Origin of the sequence: Salipaludibacillus neizhouensis (genome assembly GCF_002886185.1) — a bacterium.
GTDB classification, from domain to species: domain Bacteria; phylum Bacillota; class Bacilli; order Bacillales; family Salisediminibacteriaceae; genus Salipaludibacillus; species Salipaludibacillus neizhouensis.
Genome location: NZ_KZ614148.1, coordinates 147,143 through 169,478, shown reverse-complemented (window position 1 = coordinate 169,478; position 22,336 = coordinate 147,143). Strand labels below are relative to the sequence as shown.

The window sequence follows — 22,336 nt, the reverse complement described above, 5'->3', positions numbered from 1 at the left end:
CTTTACTAGTTTCCAAGTTTCAAACGTTTCCGTAGCCGTGTGTAAAGCTTTTTCAGCCATCTCACGATCTATTTTACTCATGGTCCCAACAATTTCTTCGTTCTTTCCTGGATTAATAGAAGTGATTTTATCTTCTGTGTAAATTTTTTCTCCTCCAATAATCACAGGATATTCTTTTCCTAAATTACCTCTAGCCACCGAGATGGCTTCTTTTAACGCCTTTACCTCACCGTCTAGTGAAAAGTCCGTATTGGGTTCGTTCTTGAACGTATCTAACTTTAAATATTGAAGAGTTTTAGTCATTTTAGTTCCCCCTGTTGATTTATTTAAATGTACTTTTCGAAACGTTTCGCTCCCATTTTTAACCCATATTTTTTGGCCATCCGATTTGCCGTTTTATTTTTAGCTAGTGTCTGAAATGTATTGCTTACTATTTTCTCCATATCCTTCCCCCTTCGAATCCATAGTTTTTATAACCAGTGAGGGTTCTCCCAAAGTGATAGATCATTTCCAATACCTAATTGCTTCGCGTTTTCATACACTCTAAAAGCTTCAGAAACATCGTGTATAGACATACCAATTGGATTGAATAAGATTTTTTGTTTAGAATTCTCTCTTCCAGTTTTCTTTCCAGTAATAATTTCTCCTAAATTAACTACTGATTCTTCTTTTATAATTCCATCACGGACTGCTCTATAACTAACATCCACACCGTGATGTTTCACGTGTTCAAAATCATCCACAACCACTTTGTTATAGTGAATCAGTTCTGCTGGATCAGTATCCCAAAAAGATATTTCAGAATGAAATGCCCCTTCCTTCAGCCATTCTCCCTTTACATATGGGTAGGAAGACATCGTTGCTGTTACTACAATATCGGAACCTTTAATAGCTTCTTCTGCACTCCCTGCTGGGGAAACGCTTACATTTAATTCATTTGACATTTCTTTTGCAAACTCACATGTCTTTTCAAGATTTAAATCATAGACTTTAATTTCTTCAATATTACTTCCGAAAACCCCTACAATAGCCATTAATTGCGTTCTACTTTGAACACCTGCACCAATGATACCCACAACTTTAGAGTTCGGATTAGCTAAATATTTAGCTGCAATACCAGTTGCTGCCCCTGTCCTCATAGCGCTTACAATTGTTCCATCCATAATAGCTAAAGGAAAACCGTTATTAGGATCAGTTAGAATTATGATTGCTGAGGCTCTTGGTTGACCAATTTTTTTAGGATTCTCTGGCATACTCGGAATCCATTTCATCCCCGCTACATCCAGATCGCCACCTAGATAAGAAGGCATCGTCATGATTCTTCCTCTTGTCTCTTCTGTTTCTGGTCCTCCCCAGCGAATGACAGGCTTTGAAGGCTGAACAACATCACCTTGACCATGGAGTTCAAACGATTTTTGAATAGCAATTAGTGTACCTTTCATATCAAGTCCACCAGATCGAATACACTCTTCTTGTGAAAGGTAAATAAAACCAACCCTCTTACTTTGTTCAAGTTTTTCTAACTTTTTTAGTGTGCTCACTTATATCCCACAACTCCCTGAAATGTTTTTAGAATATTCTAACTCTTAGAAATATAGTAACATCGTTTAGAATCATTGTAAACCTTTTTTAAAATAAAAAGTTCGTTTGCTCCTTTTTGGATTAAAAAATATGACATTACCTTTGGCTAAATTGCCTTGGTAATGTCAAGTCGAGCGCTTTTACTCAACTATTATTTTTTTATCTTTTAATGTGTTGACTAAAGTTTGTATTTTTTCAATGGAAGTTTTTGATTGTCTTATCCCTAATTCAATCACTATAGACTCAACCAGCGCAATAATCGGAATTATTGTATAATGATTTTCACTAGACTCAGTTTTTAATATAACGCTTGAATAACTAGCAATCGGGGAAGACAAGTGATCTGTAACTAAAATAATTGGAATATTCCTTTCATGTGCTACTTTCGCTGCGTCAATTGCTCGTTGAGTGTCCGGAGAAAAGCTAAATATAATAAAAACTTCATTTTTCTCAAATTGAAGAATTCGGTCAAACATAGAGTCACTGTCATAACTGAGTTGCCGCGTTTTTGAGTGAAACTCTTCTATAAGTAACTCTAAATATATCGCAATTGCTTTATACGGACGTAATCCGAGTATATTGATTTTTTCAGCATTTGATATTAAATCCATTGCCACATTAAAGTTTTCAACTAATTGAGGGTTAAGCGTTTTATCCATTAATTCGATACCTTCTTGAAAAACAGTAGAGAGCGTCTTGTAATTATTTTCATTATTTTCATCATTACTATCAAAAGATTTTTGCACATTCTCCCACTTATCCGAATAATCTTTTTGAATGTCATGAAAATCTTTTCTTAAATCAAAAAAACTGTCGTAACCTAATAATTTCACTAATCTCAGAACAGTCGTAGTTCCTACATTCGCTTTATTTGCCACTTCTTTAACAGTAAACAATCCGATATCTTGGTGATTATTTAAAATGTAATCACATAATTGTTTCTGCTTATTAGGCAAAGTATCTTTTATAGAAATAATATGCTCTAAAGCATTCATTCCTTCTTGTACTTTTCCCATATATTCCACCAACCTCTAATGTCATTGATTATTAATAACTTTTCCCTATTGACTTATTTACTTAAATAATTATACATCATATACAAAAAAAAATCTTCTACGTTTATAATGATTACTTAGCACTTCTCCAACACAGATTGAATTCTAGAAATTCTATCCTTATGATTTTTAATGATTATTTTTTCCATTACTCTTTTGGACTTTTTTATCATATTCTTTTATTTCAGATGGGAAAAGCATTACCCAGTTGCCGAAATTTGGAGAAACCTATTTTGCGAACTAAACACTTTACCGGACTATATATGTACAAAATGTGCACAAAACCCAAAATAAAAAACGACACAATCCCTCGTAAAAAGGAAGAATAGTGTCGTTGATAACATATGTATGGTGGAGGTCAGCGTGGCGCTCTCACGTCATGGTTAGTTACACTGCCCCCAAATACTTTAGAGATTAAATTTTCGAAACTTAGGATAGCACTATTTAAAGGAAAGTTGCCACTCTTAGTTTTCATCCATTTCATTCATCATGGTGGCTGTAATTCGCAATTCTTGTAGTGATCTAAAGCCAGTTAGAACCCTCCATTTCGGGGTAGATACAGTTAGTTGTATGTTTGTCATTCGTTGTAGAAATACATTAATAGCAATTTGAGCTTCTACTCGAGCAAGGGTTGAGCCTAAACAAAAATGACTACCATATCCAAATGCAAGATGAGGATTAGGATTTCTTGATATATCGAGTTGATTAGGATTTGTGAACTTTTTCGGGTCGCGATTAACAGCTCCTATAAATATGTAAACTTGTTCCCCTTCTCTAATGGTTTTATTATTGATTTCAATATCTTCCGATGCAACACGTGCTGTCATCTGTGTGGGGCTTTCATAGCGTAAAAACTCTTCAATTGCTGTTTTAATAAGAGGTGGGGTTTCCTTTAGCTTCTTTAGTTGGTCAGGATGATTCAATAAGGACAGCATCGAATTGCTAATAAGATTTACCGTTGTTTCATGTCCTGCGATAATAAGTAAAATACAGGTCGCCAGTAATTCTTCGTCTGTTAATTTTTCTCCCTGCTCCTCCTCTTTAATTAGCATACTTATTAGATCATCTTTAGGGTTTTGTTTTCTCTTTTTAATGAGTTCTTTGAAGTAATCTAGTACTTTTAAGGCTGTATCGTTACCATTTACTAGGATATTTCTATCTCGCTTAATATCAATAGTATGTATTAAGGACACAGTCCATTCTCTAAATTGATTCCTATCTTCTTCTGGTACTCCTACTATTTTAGCTATGACGAGGCTAGTTAAAGGGAACGCTAAATCTGAAACGATATCGATACTTTTTTTATCCTGCAGTCGATCAATTAATTCAATAACGGTTTCTTCGATATATGGACGGTACTGTTCCACAACTTGCGTGCTAAATACGTTACCTACGAGCTTACGCAATCGCTTATGGTCAGGAGGATTCTTAAAAACCATCATATCATTCTGTATTTTTTTTAGATCATTGTATTTTTTTGAAGCCTGAGGTAGCGGGATTCGGTTTTTAAATCTTGTATCTTTTAAAATAGCTATCGCCTCGTCATATCCGGTGATATACCAACCTGAATATTTTAATAGAGTTATCTTAGACACTGGATTAGCAGAGCGTAGTTTATCATATAAAGGGTAAGGATTCTTTAAAAATTCAGAAGAATTCAGCGAAAATGGTATTGTTTTTGGAACGTCTAATGTGTAATTTGTGTGTCTCGTCATTCATTTCCCTCCTCATACAATTACCTCTAGAAGTAATGTCGCTACGGCTTGTTGGACCTCAGTCCATCGGCTCGTTACGCTATGCTATCGGTCTCATAAATAACTAATTTATCAACAAGCCACTTTATTAGAACCGCTTTTAAAATAGTTCGTATCCTTTTTTTTGAACGGTTTATCTTTTATTTTTCTGCCGCTAGACTTTCCTTCATTTCCTGTACCGATTCTACTTCAAACCCTAAATCTTGTAACATTTGATGATCTTCTGTATCTTCTTGTCCCTCGGTTGTTAAATAGTCTCCCACAAAGATGGAATTGGCTGCGTATAATCCTAACGGCTGTAAGGAACGAAGGTTAACCTCTCGCCCCCCTGCAATTCGAATTTCCTTTGTAGGATTGATAAAACGAAACAATGCCAAGACTTTCAAGCAATAAACTGGGGTGAGCTCGTTAACCCCTTCTAGCGGTGTACCATCAATCGCATGTAAAAAATTGACCGGGATCGAATCTGCATCTAAGGCTTTTAAACTACGTGCCATATCGATAACATCTTGCTTCGTTTCTTTCATCCCCACAATGACTCCTGAACATGGCGACATTCCAGATTCTTTTGCAACATCTATTGTATTGACTCTATCATTATACGTGTGTGATGTTGTAATGTTTGAATGGTTACTCTTTGAAGTATTGATATTATGGTTATAGCGATCTACTCCTGCTTCTTTTAGTCTTTCTGCTTGCTCCGGTTTTAAAAGACCAAGACAGGCACAAATTTTCAATCCATATGTGTCCTTGATTTCTTCAACTGCTTCAACAACTTGATTGACTTCTTTATTCGAAGGCCCTCTACCACTAGCGACGATACAGTATGTTCCTATATTTAATTCATGTGCACGCTTCGCTCCTTCTACAAGTGTATCCTTGTTGACCATTCTATAAGAATCAATCGGTGCTTCAGCAATAGAAGATTGAGAACAATACCCACAATTTTCAGGACATAGTCCAGACTTGGCATTCATAATCATATTAAGTTTTACTTTCTTTCCAAAAAAACGCTTTCTAATTTGAAAAGAAGCGTGTATAAGTAATAGAATATCTTCGTCCGGGCACTCAAGTATTGATAGCGCCTCATTATTCGTTAATTCCTGTTCCTCTAACACCCCTTGCGCAATTTTCATCCATTTATTCACCTTTCTCTACCCCCATTTTATTTAAAAATAATGATACATCTATGTGTTCCTTTACCATTTGCTGAATACTTTCATTTGTTACGTCGGTAAGCTTAGGTGTTATACCTAAAATAGGTACACCACATAATTTTTCAATTATTTCAGGACTTGTTCTTTCAGATAGGTCTGCTTTCTCACCTACACCATTTATAACAATTCCTGCAATACTAAGACCTATACTTTGAGCGTATTTCACAGTTAAAAATGTATGATTTATCGTACCAAGGTTAGGCCTGGCAACAATTATGATCGGAATTTGTAGTGCTTTTATTAAATCACTAACCAAGAAAACTTCACCCAGCGGCACTGCAATTCCCCCAGCACCTTCTACTATAAAGAAGTCATGTTTTACTCGAATGGTTTCCCAATGGCGCACGACCTCTGTCATGTTAACTAGCTTCCCCTTCAGTTTTCCCGCAACTAAAGGAGCAAGTGGCTCCTTAAATTCAAAAGGAGTAATATCTTCAGTAGAGAGGGGTGTTTGCGACATCTCCTTCAGTAAACTTGTATCACTTTCTGGATGGTCACGGGAAATACCACTTAAAAATGGCTTAAATACTCCTACATCAACCTCTTTTTCTCTTAATACTGCCGCTATTCCACTAGCTATAATTGTTTTGCCAACGTTTGTATCCGTTCCTGTGACGAAAACACCCTTCATCTAATCATGTTCAACTCCTTTCCTATTAATTTAAATGACTCTAGCAAATAATCTATCTCTTTTGAATTATGTTCAGAGGTTACTGTTAAGCGAATACGACTTTCCCCTTTTGGTACAGTTGGTGGACGAATAGCTGGAGCATAGATGCTTTTTTCTTGGAGTTTTTCAGCAAATAAAACTGCATTTTGAGAATCTCCAATTATTACTGGAATTATCGGTGTATCATTCCCCCTGACCTTATAGCCCATTTCTATTAAGCCCGTTTTTATTTGGTTCACGTTTAAAACGAGATGTTTACGTTTTTGCTCACTGTCTAAAATAAGCCCCAATGCGACATACGAAGCAGCGCAGCTCGATGGTGGGATACTGGTTTGAAAAATAAATGTTCTTGCATGATTCAGCAGGAAGTCAATTAGAACCCTCGTTCCAGAGACAAAACCACCTTCTGTTCCCACTGCTTTACTGAGGGTACCAACAACGACATCGGGTAAGACATTGAAGTGTTCACTTGTACCTCTCCCATGTTCCCCTAATACTCCGGTTGCATGGGCATCATCAACAATAACGTAGGCTCGATAGTACTTTGCGAGACTCATTATCTTATCTAAAGGTGTAATCGTACCATCCATACTAAATACTCCATCTGTTACAATAAAACGTCGCTCATAAGATTTTGTGGCTTTCAATTTCTCCTCTAGATCAGTCATATCAATATGGTTGTACACAACTGTATCTGCTTTTGAAAGCTGGCATCCATCGATAATACTAGCGTGGTTTAATTGATCGCTAAAAAGTACGTCTCCTTTTTCAGGTAAGGAAGTAAGTACGGCGATATTTGCTAAATATCCACTTGAAAATAATAGAGCTGCTTCTGTTTGCTTAAAGCTTGCGATACGTTCTTCGAGTTTCTCATGCCATTCCGTATTACCTGTAGTCAGTCTGGAGCCACTACTCCCTACTCCAAACTGATGCAAAATTGTTTCTGCTGCATAGATCAATTGTTTCTCATTCGCCAGACCTAAATAATTATTGGAAGAAAAGATCATTTGTTTCTTCCCATCAATATACATTTCAGGATGAGGCGCAGAGTTCATGGTTCGTAAGTGCCGATACAAACCGGCTTTTTTCGTCTCGTTTAATCGGGCACTTAACCATCCATCAAAGCTCACTACTTGTTACCTCATTGATAGCTTCTTTCATGATTGCTACCATGGCTTCCAGTTCTTCTTTTGTACTGACAAGAGGAGGCATAAATACAATCACATCTCCCATTGGTCTCGTTAACATCCCCAACTCTCTCATTTTTAGAGAGACCTGATACCCTACTCGCTTTTCATTAGGATAGGCTTCTTTTGTTTCCTTTGATTGAACGAGCTCTATTCCACACATAAAACCAAGCTGCCTAATATCTCCAACATGTGGGAGGGTATCTAGTTCATGTAGAATTGCATGAAGGGCCTCTGATTTTTGAGCTACTTGCTCAGTGATTTTTTCAGATTCAAACAAACGAATATTTTCAATTGCTACTGCACATCCAAGCTGATTCCCCGTGTAAGAATGGCCATGGAAAAAAGTCTTTAATGTTTGGTAGTCATCATAAAATGCCTCATAAATCTCCTCTGTTGTAAATGTCACTGCAATCGGTAAATATCCACCTGTAATTCCCTTTCCAGCTGCCATTAAATCAGGTTGAACTCCCTCATGGTCACAGGCAAACATCTTTCCTGTCCGACCAAAACCTGTGGCAACTTCATCAACGATCATTAAGATGTCATATTTAGAACAAAGTTCACGGACACCAGCTAAAAAACCTTCTGGCATCACGGTTATGCCCCCAGCCCCTTGGACCATCGATTCAATCGAAAGTGCAGCTATTTCTTCGTGGCTTTTAACGAGTAGCTGTTCGAGGGTTTGTAAACATTCATCACGACATTGAGCAGGATCGTCCAATTCCGAGCGATACACGTTCGGAATTGGCGCGTTGAAACTCTCAAACATTAAAGCACCATATACTTGGTGAAAAAGATCAATGGAACCAATACTTACTGCACCAACCGTATCGCCGTGATAACCATTTTTCATCGATATAAATTTTTGTTTCTCTGGTCTTCCTATGTTCTTCCAATATTGAAAAGCCATTTTTAAAGCAATTTCCATGGCTTCTGCTCCACTATCAGAATAAAAAACGCGTGTCAATTTTTCAGGACTTAATTCTATTAATTTTTCAGCAAGCTCAGTTGCGGGAACATTCGTCATGCCTAGTAATGTTGAATGAGCAATCTTTTCTAGCTGATTTTTAATTGCATTGTCTAACTCTTTTTTTCGATGCCCGTGTACATTAAGCCAAACAGAAGAAAATCCATCAAAGTATTCCTTACCATGAATGTCTTTTACTTTAATCCCATCACCACTTTCAATAATTAAGGGGTCCTCATCATAATCTTTCATCTGAGTAAATGGTAACCAAAGGTGTTTTTTGCTTTTTTCAATTAATTCATGTGTCAATGTCATCTTCCTCCCATTTGATAAAAATTGGCTTTTTTTCTAAAAAATTGATGTATGTAGGTAAATCTCTTACGCCATCAACAAAGAAGATGCGACACCCTTGCTCATCTCCATATTCTTTTAACCTTGTAATACGTTGATAACCGAGCTTTTTATTGGCAACATATCCGGTAACATAATCAGGGTCATCTGACCAACATAATTCTGCGATCGTGGAAGGATGGTCGCATACCTTTGTAGCAATAGCAAGCGCCTCCTTTACTCTGGAACTTTTCGGCTGATTGTTCTCGTCAGTCCACTTCTCAAAATTAGCATTCAACCAATCTATTCTTGAAACTCGGACCCCTTTTTCTGAATTATTATCAATCCGTTCACCCGAATGAATATCAAATAATATAGCTCCTCTAATACTCGAATATTCAGGTATTTGTTTATATGCTTTATCAATAATTCTTTTCGGCACACCTGATTTTTCTAACATAGCCCGTGCCAAAGTCTTTCCATTTTCTACTGTTTCTACTTCATTTGTTTCGACCCTTAATGGCTTAACTAGCTTTATAGATTCATTTATAGATTCAAACTGAATTTGCATAAAGTCCGGTTTTCCTCTTGAGTGAGTTAAAGCTTTTTCCAACAAGGCATTCACTGATTGTTTTATGTTGCTATAGGTTGAAAGTACTTCCCCACCAGATATATGTTTTCCACCCTTTTTAAGTACTGTATTCTTAGCAGCTCTCATTCTAACACTATAATATTCTTCTTCTTGCATACCATGGATCCTCCCCTTTGTAATCCTTAACTCAACCTCCACTCCGATCGTCAACTCAATTTATTTAATGGTTGACGATATAACCATATGATTTTTAATTTATTTTGTCAATCCCCACAAAAGGAGAAGAAAGATACAACATAGTTATTCAACTAAGAATTCTAATTATGTTTAATTTATCAATAGTTGTAACTAGGCCACCCAGTTTCTCCAAAACACAAAAAAGCCCTCTGTTTAATGAGAGCAAAGAGGGATAAACCCTTCCTTTGATTCAATTAATAAAACCCGCCTCCCTTAGAAGAACGGGGCATAAAGACACTTCAACTGACTAATGCTAACCTTTATGGGGGTTAATTTATACTAATAAAGACTGTCACAACTATTGACCTAGTTTGACTTTTTTTGTGACAATCAATTATTCGCTAGTACCTATGATTCATTTTTAGAAGTTTTAGTTAACATAGTAAACGTTGTCAACCCACGTTATAATGGGCATTCAAATATCCCTTCACCTTCCCTCCTCTATTCAATATTGACGCACTTGTTCGAAAAGAATTAAATTTAAATAGAAGCATGATAGAATGATTACGATAAAAAAAACACAACTATTATATTGAAATTTTTCAATCTCCTTTCACTAGATGGTGGATCATTTAATGTTCTCCGTTCCTCTATTACTTTTTAGTAAAAAAATGTTGATCTGTATTTATTTGAAGGAAAGGAGCATCTTCACGTGAAAAGCATTCAAAGTCGCTTATTTCTTATGCTTCTAACTTTTATCATCCTACCTTATTTTTTATCTATTCTATTCATTTATGGACATACAAAAAATGATGTAGAACAGCACGAACTCGAAATTAGTCACAATCAAATGGAGAAATTTTCGGAAGAACTGGAGAAATACTTTAGTGATATGATCAATCTTCCGTACCTGATATATCGAAATCCTGATTTATTCCGGATTTTTAATAATGGTTTTGAAGAGTCGATTTATTTCAACCCAACTGCGATAGAAAAAAGCATGGAAAGTTTTTATCTCATGCGAAACGATATTCGCCAGGTTCGCTTTTATCTTGATAACAATAAAGAATCGATCACTGTTTATAATGCTATGGTTAGTGCTCGTAAATCTCAACCAGATCTAATGAAGGGAGATTTGATTAATAAACTGTATAACTCTAATCTAAAGTACATAATTGAGCCACCCCATCAGATTGAGAATTATAATAATGCTGCAATTGTTCCCCAGTCGGACAACACAGTGGTTTTGACGATTCACCATAAAATAGTAGACGTGCTTTCAAACGAATTCCTTGGAATAGTTACTTTAGATATCGATCTGGATACATTTGCACGCATATGTAACAACCTTGTTCAGCAGGATAAAGAATCTGTATTGCTTATTGATTCGGATGATAGGGTGATATACGCAAGTGATCCTTCCCTTATTGGTACATCTGCTACTCGTGATTTAAAACAGCAAATCGATACGACAGACGTTGATATTGGGGAAGACATTACCTTTTCTAAATTATTATCTGAACCATTAAACCAATGGAAATTAGTGAAGATAACCCCTAGTAAGGTATTACTCAATGATGTCAGGCAGACTGCTTATACAAACATTCTTGTTGGAATTTTAGTTGGAATTCTAGGATTATTAATGATAGGTATTATTGCATTCAGTATTACTCGTCCAATTAAACTCCTCAGCAAGAAAGTGCGAACAATAGAAGGAGGAGATATGGAGATTCCCTTTGATTGCAACAGAGAAGATGAAATCGGACATCTGGAAAAACACATGAATGAAATGATGAACCGGATCAACCTTCATATTGAGCGCGAATATAAGCTAGAAATTGATAACAGAAAAAATCAATTCAGAGCACTAAAGTCTCAAGTTAATCCGCACTTTTTATTTAACGCATTACAATCCATAGGTGCTGTTGCCTTAAGATCTAATTCTCCAAAAGTCTACCAATTGTTAACGTCCTTATCCAAAATGATGAGATACTCGATTCAAGCGGATCAATGGGTGTTAGTTAGGAATGAAATCGATTATATAAAGACATACCTAGCCCTTCAAATGGAGCGTTTTCAGAACAATATAAACTATTCTATTAACATAAACAAAAAGATACTTAATATGGAGATTCCAAGTATGATTCTTCAACCGCTCGTGGAAAATTTCTTTAAACACTGCTATGAAGAAGGTTTCTATGATGCCCATTTAAACATTTATGGTGATATACAAGGGGAATTTTTACACTTTGTTGTAGAAAATGACGGATCTAGCATGACACACTCGGAGCTACTATCACTAAGAGAAAACATCTATACAACTTCTTATGAAGAAACACATGCACACGAGCATATCGGTCTGAAAAATATTCATGATAGATTAGTGCTAAATTATGGACCAGGCGCCGCTTTAGAACTGGACACGATTCAGGGACAATTTTTTTTAGTTAGGATCATTATTCCTCTAAATCCAAAGGTTGCGAATAATTAGATTGTTTCATTTAAATAACAATCCAACCACATTTTTAACTAAAATATTCTACACATATCATAAGAGGAGGATGAAGACTTTATGAAGACTTTAATTGTAGATGATGAATTCCATGTACGTGATGTCATTCGCCATCTAGGAGAGTGGGAAAAATATGGTATTACAGATATTTTAGAAGCATGGAATGGTGAAGATGCAAAAATAATTATAGAGAGGGAAAATCCGGAGATCATCTTTACAGACGTAAAAATGCCTGGAATGAGTGGGATTGAAATAATCGATTGGCTGGATACCATTTCCTATCCTGGGAAAGTAGTTTTAATTACTGGGTATGATGACTATTCGTTTATGCGTAAAGCAATTCAGTGCAGTAGCTTTGATTATTTGTTGAAACCAATTGAACCTGTTGCATTTAATAAAACTCTGGAAGAAGCTGTTCAATCTTGGAAAAATGAAGAAGAGAATCGATACTACAAAGAGACAGGCGTTTATGAAGATGTTAAAAGGTTTCGTACGAATCAGGTAATTACGGAAGCTTGTGCGGGAGGACCTTTCGATAAGAACGAAATTTCTGTCTATCTTCCTCCAGCCGAGGAATACGATCTTACACTAATTTCCTTTTACAACATGCAACATTCTGCTCCTTATATACAATTACTAGCTGATGAGCTTGCTAAACGGCATTTAGGTTTTGCTTTTGCACTCCAAAACGATCATAGTCTTTGTTTGGTCATTACCGTGCAGGGCGAATGGTTACCGGTTGAGGAATGGATTAATTATCAATTTGACATCCCTATTCGTCTAGTTAGTGGTCCTCCATTGAAATCATTGGAAGATATCCCGAAATCTTTTCAATCTTTGCAAAAAGCAGTCGAAAATCAAAACTTTAGGTCCTTACACCGTTTGAACGATTTAGACGATGCCCGTCGTATGCAGGATATGGTTTCCTATGTAGAAATGTATTACCTGGAAGAATTGAGTTTAGAAAAACTGTCAAACCGGTTCTTTTTGAGTCGTGAACATATCTCAAGAAAGTTTAAGCAAGAAACAGGTATGCCCTTATCCAAATACATCATGAAACTAAGAATTACCCAAGCTAAATTTTGGTTATGTGAAACGGACGAAAGTATATACTCCATTTCCTTATTGCTCGGTTATCAAGATGAAAAGTATTTCTCAAAACTATTCAAAAAAATCGTCGGCATGACACCTTTTGTGTACCGAAATGACGTTAAAAATCTAAAAATCAGCAGTCAATAATACACTTTAGATCACACGAAAATTACTGGGGTGAAGCAATGAAAAAAGTGATATTATTCATAGTTTTTGTCAAGGCAATGAGTCTAACTCTTTCGGCATGTGAGACAAATACTGAGACGACAACAATAGAACCGGAAATTAAGCAACAAAAAATCACGTTGAACGTGCGGAATCCGAAAGTTGAGATTTCCACTCAGTTCGAACAAATGGTAATTGCTTATGAAATAGAAAATCCAAATGTCGATATTCGAATTCACACCGTAGGTGGCGCAAATGATGACCTTTCCGATCTAAAAGCACAGATTGCTGCTGGTAATGGTCCTGATATTTTCACAAACAGTGGATACGAAAAAGCTAAACTTTGGAGTAATTATTTGGAGGATCTAACAGACCAACCATGGGTTGAAAATGCATATGAAGATACGTTATTACCAATGAAATTCGACGGAAAAATATACGGAATGCCGGTTAACCTGGAAGGATACGGACTCATCTATAATAAGGATTTATTTAATAAGGCAGGCATTGATACGTTACCAAAAACAGTGGCTGAATTAATAGAAGTGGCAGAAAAATTGCAAAAAGAGGGCATTACTCCTTTTGCAACCGGATATTATGAAGAGTGGAAATTGGGGGTCCATTTACTGAATGTGGCTTTTGCACAACAAGAGGATCCATCTGCTTTTATAAAAGGCCTAAATGACGGAACTGAAAAAATTGATAGTAATCAAAAGTTCAAAGATATAATCAAGTTGTTGGATGTAACATTAAAATATGGGAACGATAATCCGCTAACAACGGATTATAATATGGAAGTAACTTTGTTTGCTGAGGGAACTGCAGCAATGATTCAACAAGGAAATTGGATTCAGCCAATGATTGATAAATTATCACCCAATATGAATATTGGGTTTATGCCAGTACCCATTAATAACCAACCTATCGATGATGCCTTGATAGTTAGCGTACCTAATTATTGGGTAGTAAATAAACAAACATCACCAGAGAAAAAGAAAGAAGCGAAGAAATTTTTAAACTGGATGGTTTCTTCAGAGCAAGGCAAAACGTTTATGACGGAACAGTTCAAATTTATTCCGGCTTTCGATCACATAGGGGATGACAATTTAGGACCGCTCGCGGATGAAACGATCCGGTACTACAAAGAAGGGAAAACATTGAACTCTAATTGGTTTAATTTTCCTGTTGGAGTACGAAATGAGTTCGGACTTGCCATCCAATTATACGTAAGAAAACAACTTAATCGTGACCAATTACTAGAAGAATTTCAGAAGTCTTGGGAGAAGGCTTCCGGTAAATAAATCCTAGTAATTAAAGTTTCCCCACTCTGTCATAGCAATCTTCTCCCCATTCTTACTTGTTTACATGTGAGAAAACCACAACACCAAGCCTAGCATGATCCAGCTTTTTGTTGGCTAAATAATTATGAGGTTGTCCCAAAGGTTATGGGTGAATCGGTATCAATATAAGACTAAATTTCAATCAATATATGCCATATCCATAGTTTCAAAACTAACCTATAATTTTTATTGTAGATGAAACACGCTGGAACAGTTACTAGTTTCCTAGAAACACCCGAATAGTAACCGTATCACGCAATTTCATCAAAACACATTACAGGGGGTAGAGACTATGAACGTTAGCATGCTTGTCAAACAAGCGACAGTAGTAGTAACACTTAGTACAGCTATATTAATAGGAGGGAGTGGGTCACCAGCTTTTGCGGGACAAAAAGACTCATTAGATCACAATGAAACTTATGGCACGTCACAAATCACTCGCTCAGACATGTACGATATGATTTCTCAACATGGCGATGCAAAATTTACCGTGCCACAGTTCGATGCATCCACAATTAAGAATATCCTTTCAGCCACAAAAACGGATGAGAATGGCAATGTAATCGATATGGATGTGTGGGATACATGGCCGCTTCAGAACTCTGATGGAACAGTGGCAGAATATAATGGCTACCATATCCTATTCGGTTTAGCAGGAGACCCTAAAGACGCTAATGACACATTCATTTACATGTTCTATAAAAAAACAGATGAAACTTCGATAGACGCATGGAAAAACGCTGGACGTGTATTTGATGATAGTGATAAATACAAATCAGACGACCCATATTTGAAAGATCAAGCAGAAGAGTGGTCCGGTTCTGCAACCTTTACTTCTGATGGAGAAGTTCGCTTATTCTATACAAACCGTACAGACTTTAATACGGATGCCGAACTTTATGGGAAACAAACGTTAACTACGGCGCAAGTCAACGTATCCGAACCAAAATCTGGGACACTTAAAGTAGATGGTGTAGAAGATCATAAGTCTATCTTTGAAGGCGAAGACGGTTCAGTCTATCAAAACGTTGATCAAGCTTTCGGCAGCGGTAATATAAACTTTAATGAGAACCATACATTTAGAGATCCTCACTACATTGAAGAAGATAACCGTAAATACCTTGTTTTTGAAGCGAATACTGGAACAGATTATGGTTACCAAGGAGAGGAATCGCTATTTAACAGAGCTTACTATGACAATAGCAATAAATTCTTCCAAGATGAAAAGAATAAACTTCTGCAAAGCCCAATAAAAGAATTAGCTACTTTAGCAAACGGTGCACTAGGTATCATTGAAATAAATGATGATTATACATTGAAAAACGTAATGAAACCGTTGATTGTATCGAATACTGTGTCCGATGAAATTGAACGTCCGAACATCTTTAAACAGAATGGAAAGTGGTATTTATTTACAAGTGTAAGAGGATCAAAAATGACCATTGATGGAATTGATGATGAAGACATTTACATGTTAGGTTACGTGTCAAACTCTTTAACTGGATCATACAAACCTTTAAATAAAACCGGAATTGTATTACACCAAGATCTTGATCCATTTGATATTACTTGGACATATGCTCACTATGCTATCCCTCAACTGGAAAGTGATAATGTAGTTATAACAAGTTACATGACAAATAGAGGTTATTTTGAAGACCATAAATCTACTTTTGCTCCAAGCTTTACACTTAAAATTAAAGGGGCAAAAACATCTGTTGTTGAAAATGGTATTCTTGAACAAGGTCAAATAACAATTACCGAATAATCTAATATTTATCTATTATTTTACCGGGTGATATAAAAAGAAGAAAATGTCAGTGATGAATTGGCATTTTTTTTTTTGTCATAAAGAAAGTTTGACAATATCATTAGAATAAATATAAAAAATAGGAATAATCAAAAACGTGGTGAGTTACTTGGATAAAATATTTTTTAAAAAGAACGGATATAAGTTATTTGGTTTATTAATACTCGGTTTAATTATAATTATTATTGCCGGTTTATTAGAACATCTCGTCTCTAAGCCAAGTGAACCAATAGCAGATCATCATATAAATGAGTCTCAAGAGGCAACAATGGAGATTGAAGAGCAATCATATCGAGCTAACTACCATTTTACTACGCCCGACAAATGGAAAAACGATCCTCAGAGGCCGATTTATATAGACGGAAAGTATTATTACTATTATCTTTATAATGGTGATTACCCTAATGGAAATGGTACAGAATGGCGACTTGCAACATCAGAGGATTTGTTGCATTGGAGTGATGAAGGGGTAGCCATTCCAAAATATACAAATGATAATGGGGACCCATGGTCGGGATCTGTCGTTGTGGACGAGGAAAATACAGCTGGTTTTGGAAAAGACGCTTTTGTGGCGATTGTGACACAGCCCTCTAAAGATGGCGGCAAACAGGAACAATTTCTATGGTACAGCACTGACAAGGGAAAAACGTTTACCTCCTACAGTGACGATCCTATAATGCCAAATCCAGGTATAGATGATTTTAGAGACCCGAAAATCGTCTGGGATGATAATAATCATAAATGGATAATGGTCATGGCAGAAGGAATGAAAATAGGTTTTTATGAGTCTCACAACTTGAAAGATTGGCATTATACGAGTAGTTTCTTGACGGAAAATATCGGACTTGTGGAATGTCCAGATCTTTATGTGATGCGTGCCGATGACGGAACATTAAAATGGGTCTTAGGTGTCAGTGCAAATGGAAAATCGGTTGGTAAACCGAACACTTACGCCTATTGGACTGGAAACTTTGATGGAATGGAATTCATATCAGATCACAATGAACCACAATGGTTAGATTATGGCTTCGATTGGTATGGCGGAGTAACGTTTGAAGATGGAACAGAAAGCGATAAATACAACAAACGTTATGCAATCGCGTGGATGAATAATTGGGAATATGCCAATAATACCCCGACACTCCAAGAAGGTTTTAACGGAATGGATTCCATCGTTCGGCAGATTGAACTAGTGCATGAAGATGACAATTTGTATCATTTAGTTTCACAACCGGTCGAAGTATTGAATGAATTAACACAAACAACAGATTCTTATAAACATATCGAGGTAAACGGTACTGAAACACTTGATGTCACAGGTGATGTATATCAATTAGAAACGGATATCTCTTGGTCAGAGATTAATAATGTAGGCTTACGCCTTCGAGAGTCAGCAGATCAAACGCGCCACGTTGACGTAGGGATTTTTGTAGAAGAAGAATACTCTTACGTCAATCGTGATTTTACAGAACACCCAGACAAAAGTAACCAAAATGTTGAAAGTATGGCACCATTTGATGCTAGCAAGGAACATGTTCACTTAAAGATCCTCGTTGATAAAACAAGTATTGAAGTCTTTGTGGGTGATGGAAAGATCGCTCATTCAAGTTTAATTTTCCCGGAATCAGATGACAAAGGAATCACCATATTCTCCGAGGGTGGCAAAGCTAACTTTAACAATATTAAAATAAAACACCTTGGTTCAATTGATTGAACCAAGGTGTTTTACGGTCAATGTATTGTGCCTATCACTTGTCGAGTCTGCTAAATAAACACAATATAGTTTTACAACATAAAAAAAGTGCTTGTCCTATCGCTTTGTTGCGAGGGGCAAGCACTTTTTTAATCCTACTCGTTTCAATAAGGAAATAACTGTTTTTCTTCAAAAGCTACATCGGCAAGTAGCTTGGTAAAAATTCTCTGGATAACTAGAAGGACGACCTGCTCGCCTCGACCACTTGTTGTCCTTCTTAAAAATAACTTTTCATTGTACGTCTTGTCTAACAGAATCAACTTTACATCTTCAACTCTTGCAACATTCAAAAAATCATACATTTCTTGAATATTGCTACTGATGTTAAATAAGCTATGCAAGCTAATCTTCGATCTAATTCCATTAAGAAATAAAGAAGTCTTTTTTGTTAGCATAGAAACACTCCTAACCATTAATTAGTCATTACTATACGTTTATGAGAAATAAAGTGTCATTTTTATCTTTATGTACAAGAGAAAAAACTTATTGTCCGAAACTATCCATTACACTAACATTTGGCAATATATAATCTATACTGTATTCTCCACCAAAAGTATCGTGATCTCCTGAATCGAATACCATTCCAATCTTAATAATTTTCCTTGTGACTCTTTAAGATTGTCTGTTGCCTCCTCCTTTGCTCTTAAATAAATTACATGGAACTGGAATTGAAAAAATTCCTTCATTACTGCAAATTTTCAACGCAAAAAAACGACTATACTCCTCGTTAAGACGAGAAATAAAGTCGTTGATAACATATGTATGGTGGAGCCAAGGGGGCTCGAACCCCTGACCTCCACGCTGCCAGCGTGGCGCTCTCCCGTCATGGTTAGTTACACTGCCCCAAAATCCATACTCTAGTAAACTTACTAATATTATACTATCTTCAACAAAATTATGTTTTAATAACCTAAAAATGAGTATTGCGGATAAATTGAGCCAGTAAATGCGGAACGAGAGCCACTATTGATTACAGCCATAAGAATGTTCCACATCTGCAAAGTTTTATACCAGCGATGCCTTGGCTAAATCCTAACATCATTGACTTTCCTAATGCATTTGTATTGATATTAACTTGTAAGTGTTTAATTTCTATTGCAGTTAACGGTCTAAACTTACCACCTATGACGGAAATAAATGATTCTTTTTCTACGAAATCAACTTTCTGAGGATACGGAATAGTAGGAGCTGAAATTGGTACCCCTTTAGAACTTAATAAATGTAGTCCTTTTTCATAGGTCGTCATGGTATTGTTCAAAGCCATTTTAAAATAATCAACAACATCTTGTCTGGACGAAGTTGAAAGAGCATCTCCGTAGATTAATAAAGCAGCTCTAGACATTTGTGTAATGTAAAATAACATAAATATATCACTAAATAGACGTGGCGCTTCCTTTCGAATTATCCTGTTCTCCAAATCCTACGGGCATCGGTATGTTTTCTTTAGAATAAATTTCTTTTATTATCCTTAAATTTCTTTTGTGAATTATCTAATGCGAATTTCAAAAAATCTTTAATCTCATCATCTTCAACAACTTGGAGATGATGTTCGAAAACACAACTAAACAAAGAATCCCCCAGGTAATTGGAAAATAAATCTCCTAACTCCGAGGCATTTAACATTTTGTTTTGTTGATGCTCTTTAATTTGACCCAATACTTCCTTTTCAGTTTCAGAAAATGTGTTTGTTTCCAATGATACTGACCCTCCTAAAATGATATAGAATTAGTAATTCCGAACACCTTAAAATTATTAGATCCGCTAAGATTATTGAGTTAATTTTTACGAAACTATTCCCGTTAGTGACATAACAGCGAATCAAAACTTGTTCAACTATTGCAACTCCGTTAATTTAATAAATTTTTTCTAAGAATATTTGTATTTTCTTTGTCTAATTCTCCATAGCCTTCTTTCTCATTATTACTGACAATTTCTGCTGCACCTGCACCTGCACCTGCACTTTCATTAAACCAAATTTCGTATTCATACAATCTTTCAGGCATATTTTCGTCAAATTCGAGAAATAAAGTTGCTTTTACATTTGCTTTTCTAGCCATGTTAATCACTGTATAGGGAGACCATTTAATATCTTCGAATGCTTTCTTTAACAACTCAATTGATTCATTATCTGTTATCATTACAACTTCTTCGTAATCCCCTTCTTTATCAACCTTTTGAACATCCACTCTTGTTAAAACCCCTTCTTCTTGTCCAGAACAAGCAGCTAACAACATAATTGTAAAAAGAAAAATAACGCTCATTGTTTTTTTCATATACATACACCTCCATAAAATTAAACGTTATTCTTACTTAAATAGTTCCATTTTTTTTAAACTATCCTGCTCGTTAATTTAAGATCAATCTTTCACAAACAACTAATCCAACTCCTTCATCTGTTCGATAAAGCCGAATTGTTTAAAATGATATTTTATTGAACTTTATGGTCGGAATGCTTATTCTCAAAAATGGTTGAATGAAATGGAATTTTTATAAGCCCATTTACATAAGAGACATACCCAAAGTAATAAAAAATGCATATTATTTAATTGACTAACTAATTGGGAGGAATCTTATGTATAACGATAATTATACAAACGAGATCCATAATCAAAATGATGAAGTTTATCAAAATTTAGATAGCCTAGAACGACAATATCAAACGCAACATGCACCTTTTCATAGACCAAGATTTCCCTGGTGGTGGTTATTACCACCATATTACGCACCATATCCACCATATTACCCGCCGTACTACCCACCATACTACCCACCATACAGACCACCTTATTACCAAGGATACTAATTTCCTTCAAAGCGCTATCGCATGTAGCGCTTTGTTTTTTTATTACATGAAATCACTTTTTCATAAAAACAAGCCAATGTCTTCCTTATTTGTCCATGATTAATTCGACTGTTTTTTCTATCTATCCGCAATCAAACTACATCGTTTTTACCTTATTACATAAGATGTACTATCCCTTATGAAAGGGGGGGTTTACTAATGGGTGATTATGGATGTAAAAAAGACTCTAGTTTTGCGTTAATTGTAGTCTTATTCATTTTGTTAATTATTGTCGGTACAGCTTTCGTTAAACATTACTAAAATTTTTTGATGCGAGCGATTCTAAATAAGCGCTCGCTTTTTATATCCCCATTTCTGATTTGCATGATTCAATTTTTTATAACTACGGTTTATCGGTCAAATCCACCTAAAAAGTGAGCTGGTTTTTCATCATTCTTGTTCCACTGGGGTTTGTATGTTCAATAAGAAGAACGGAATCCTTTGTGGAAGGATTCTCCCCAATAGTTTAAGTGAAAAATTTCACAAAATCATATATTTTCTATATCACTTTAACATAAATTTCCCAATTAATTTTCAAAATCTTAGGAAATACTCTTCATACAGATAGGTAAGGGTTTGAAGTTATCGCTCCCTTTTCCCCCTGTTCACAACGTACGTGAGACTTTCACCTCATACGGCGTTCCAACTAATCCATTTCATTTATTCATAGATACATTTGAAACAACTTGTATCTCAGCGTCTTCCGTTTTAATAAGTCGGTGCCACCCTTGGGTGGTTAACCTCTATTAGTCTTACAAGAACCTTATTAATCGATAAAGAACTGTCTTACATGATTAAATAAACCTTCATTAGTCTAGTGGCTATCCCTCCATGTGGATTAGACATTTCATTGGTACTATGCCACCACTTTCACTGATATAAAGATAAGTTATCATAATAGCTATTTTCACTATTATTTTCCCTTTCAACGCTTCTTAAGAAGTAAGCCCTCCACGTTATCAGCTTACAACGTTGAATTATATCTATTATGGAATGAACTTAGGTGCTTCCTGTAAGCCTGTTAGCGTTTATATGCCTGTAACATATCATGGATTTTCATAATTGCTAGTCTTACTCATCCACTGCTAACTTCACCCTTAGTGATATACACATTTCTGTGTATTGCCAGTCTAGACCCGTATATTCAGAAGTTCGTCAGCTTAACCTTTTCTTATAGGTTTCTTTGCATTCTCACCGTATTCATTCAACTCAAGCATCATGATTTACACCACTCCCGCGAGTAGGTTTTCGTCAGCCGGAACTGTTACGGTAAATTCTTATGCCTTTTC

Annotated in this window: 19 protein-coding genes and 1 pseudogene; 6 read left to right on the top strand and 14 right to left on the bottom strand. The window is 35.9% G+C overall.

Annotated features, from left to right (window positions below):
- From CEF18_RS23770 to bioW, 9 genes and pseudogenes are all read right to left on the bottom strand, one after another.
- Positions 1 to 303: pseudogene (locus tag CEF18_RS23770) on the bottom strand (L-glutamate gamma-semialdehyde dehydrogenase); the annotation flags it as partial.
- 167 nt (positions 304 to 470) lie between these two features.
- Positions 471 to 1,541 (bottom strand): ornithine cyclodeaminase family protein, encoded by a 1,071-nt coding sequence (locus tag CEF18_RS23765; protein ID WP_110938991.1) that lies wholly within the window; start codon positions 1,539 to 1,541, stop codon positions 471 to 473.
- 180 nt (positions 1,542 to 1,721) lie between these two features.
- Positions 1,722 to 2,597 (bottom strand): MurR/RpiR family transcriptional regulator, encoded by an 876-nt coding sequence (locus CEF18_RS23760; RefSeq protein WP_110938990.1) that lies wholly within the window; start codon positions 2,595 to 2,597, stop codon positions 1,722 to 1,724.
- Positions 2,598 to 3,100: 503 nt separating this feature from the next.
- Positions 3,101 to 4,351, bottom strand: coding sequence for a cytochrome P450 (locus CEF18_RS23755; protein WP_110938989.1), 1,251 nt, complete (start codon positions 4,349 to 4,351; stop codon positions 3,101 to 3,103).
- Positions 4,352 to 4,530: 179 nt separating this feature from the next.
- The gene (bioB, locus tag CEF18_RS23750; RefSeq protein WP_110938988.1) at positions 4,531 to 5,538 is read right to left on the bottom strand and encodes a biotin synthase BioB; all 1,008 of its coding nucleotides are present in this window, start codon (positions 5,536 to 5,538) and stop codon (positions 4,531 to 4,533) included.
- Positions 5,531 to 6,238 carry a dethiobiotin synthase gene (gene bioD / locus CEF18_RS23745; protein WP_110938987.1) on the bottom strand — a complete coding sequence of 236 codons (708 nt, stop codon included), beginning with the start codon at positions 6,236 to 6,238 and terminating at the stop codon, positions 5,531 to 5,533. Before bioD ends, bioB begins: the two co-directional genes overlap by 8 nt.
- Positions 6,235 to 7,407, bottom strand: coding sequence for an 8-amino-7-oxononanoate synthase (gene bioF / locus CEF18_RS23740; protein ID WP_110938986.1), 1,173 nt, complete (start codon positions 7,405 to 7,407; stop codon positions 6,235 to 6,237). The genes bioD and bioF overlap by 4 nt, the downstream gene beginning before the upstream one ends.
- Complete coding sequence (bioA, locus tag CEF18_RS23735; RefSeq protein WP_110938985.1) at positions 7,397 to 8,743, bottom strand: adenosylmethionine--8-amino-7-oxononanoate transaminase; 1,347 nt, start codon at positions 8,741 to 8,743, stop codon at positions 7,397 to 7,399. The genes bioF and bioA overlap by 11 nt, the downstream gene beginning before the upstream one ends.
- Positions 8,733 to 9,512 (bottom strand): 6-carboxyhexanoate--CoA ligase, encoded by a 780-nt coding sequence (gene bioW / locus CEF18_RS23730; RefSeq protein ID WP_110938984.1) that lies wholly within the window; start codon positions 9,510 to 9,512, stop codon positions 8,733 to 8,735. Before bioW ends, bioA begins: the two co-directional genes overlap by 11 nt.
- Positions 9,513 to 10,245: 733 nt before the next feature.
- Here bioW and CEF18_RS23725 point away from each other — a divergent pair.
- The 5 genes from CEF18_RS23725 to CEF18_RS23705 all read left to right on the top strand — a co-directional run bounded on the left by CEF18_RS23725 (position 10,246) and on the right by CEF18_RS23705 (position 18,166).
- On the top strand, positions 10,246 to 12,024 hold the full coding sequence (locus CEF18_RS23725) for a sensor histidine kinase (protein ID WP_110938983.1): 1,779 nt from the start codon (positions 10,246 to 10,248) through the stop codon (positions 12,022 to 12,024).
- Between the two features lie 81 nt (positions 12,025 to 12,105).
- Positions 12,106 to 13,284, top strand: coding sequence for a response regulator (locus tag CEF18_RS23720; RefSeq protein WP_110938982.1), 1,179 nt, complete (start codon positions 12,106 to 12,108; stop codon positions 13,282 to 13,284).
- Between the two features lie 38 nt (positions 13,285 to 13,322).
- Positions 13,323 to 14,603 carry an ABC transporter substrate-binding protein gene (locus CEF18_RS23715; RefSeq protein WP_110938981.1) on the top strand — a complete coding sequence of 427 codons (1,281 nt, stop codon included), beginning with the start codon at positions 13,323 to 13,325 and terminating at the stop codon, positions 14,601 to 14,603.
- A 331-nt stretch (positions 14,604 to 14,934) separates the two neighbouring features.
- The gene (locus CEF18_RS23710; protein ID WP_110938980.1) at positions 14,935 to 16,410 is read left to right on the top strand and encodes a glycoside hydrolase family 68 protein; all 1,476 of its coding nucleotides are present in this window, start codon (positions 14,935 to 14,937) and stop codon (positions 16,408 to 16,410) included.
- Between the two features lie 151 nt (positions 16,411 to 16,561).
- Complete coding sequence (locus CEF18_RS23705; protein WP_407690441.1) at positions 16,562 to 18,166, top strand: glycoside hydrolase family 32 protein; 1,605 nt, start codon at positions 16,562 to 16,564, stop codon at positions 18,164 to 18,166.
- A 143-nt stretch (positions 18,167 to 18,309) separates the two neighbouring features.
- On the opposite strand, the gene CEF18_RS23700 is transcribed toward CEF18_RS23705, so the two are convergent.
- The 5 genes from CEF18_RS23700 to CEF18_RS26205 form a co-directional block, all read right to left on the bottom strand.
- Positions 18,310 to 18,600: a hypothetical protein gene (locus CEF18_RS23700; protein WP_110938979.1), complete on the bottom strand. Its 291-nt coding sequence runs from the start codon at positions 18,598 to 18,600 to the stop codon at positions 18,310 to 18,312.
- Positions 18,601 to 19,175: 575 nt separating this feature from the next.
- Positions 19,176 to 19,568, bottom strand: a complete 393-nt coding sequence (locus CEF18_RS26920; RefSeq protein WP_259458009.1) for a DUF3231 family protein — start codon at positions 19,566 to 19,568, stop codon at positions 19,176 to 19,178.
- A gap of 80 nt (positions 19,569 to 19,648) precedes the next feature.
- On the bottom strand, positions 19,649 to 19,900 hold the full coding sequence (locus CEF18_RS26915) for a DUF3231 family protein (RefSeq protein WP_259458010.1): 252 nt from the start codon (positions 19,898 to 19,900) through the stop codon (positions 19,649 to 19,651).
- A gap of 152 nt (positions 19,901 to 20,052) precedes the next feature.
- Positions 20,053 to 20,478, bottom strand: coding sequence for a hypothetical protein (locus tag CEF18_RS23690; RefSeq protein WP_110938978.1), 426 nt, complete (start codon positions 20,476 to 20,478; stop codon positions 20,053 to 20,055).
- A gap of 297 nt (positions 20,479 to 20,775) precedes the next feature.
- Positions 20,776 to 20,979, bottom strand: a complete 204-nt coding sequence (locus CEF18_RS26205; RefSeq protein ID WP_190238716.1) for a hypothetical protein — start codon at positions 20,977 to 20,979, stop codon at positions 20,776 to 20,778.
- A gap of 227 nt (positions 20,980 to 21,206) precedes the next feature.
- On the opposite strand from CEF18_RS26205, the gene CEF18_RS23680 reads away from it, so the two are divergent.
- Positions 21,207 to 21,308: a YjcZ family sporulation protein gene (locus CEF18_RS23680; RefSeq protein ID WP_110937740.1), complete on the top strand. Its 102-nt coding sequence runs from the start codon at positions 21,207 to 21,209 to the stop codon at positions 21,306 to 21,308.
- Positions 21,309 to 22,336 lie beyond the last annotated feature (1,028 nt).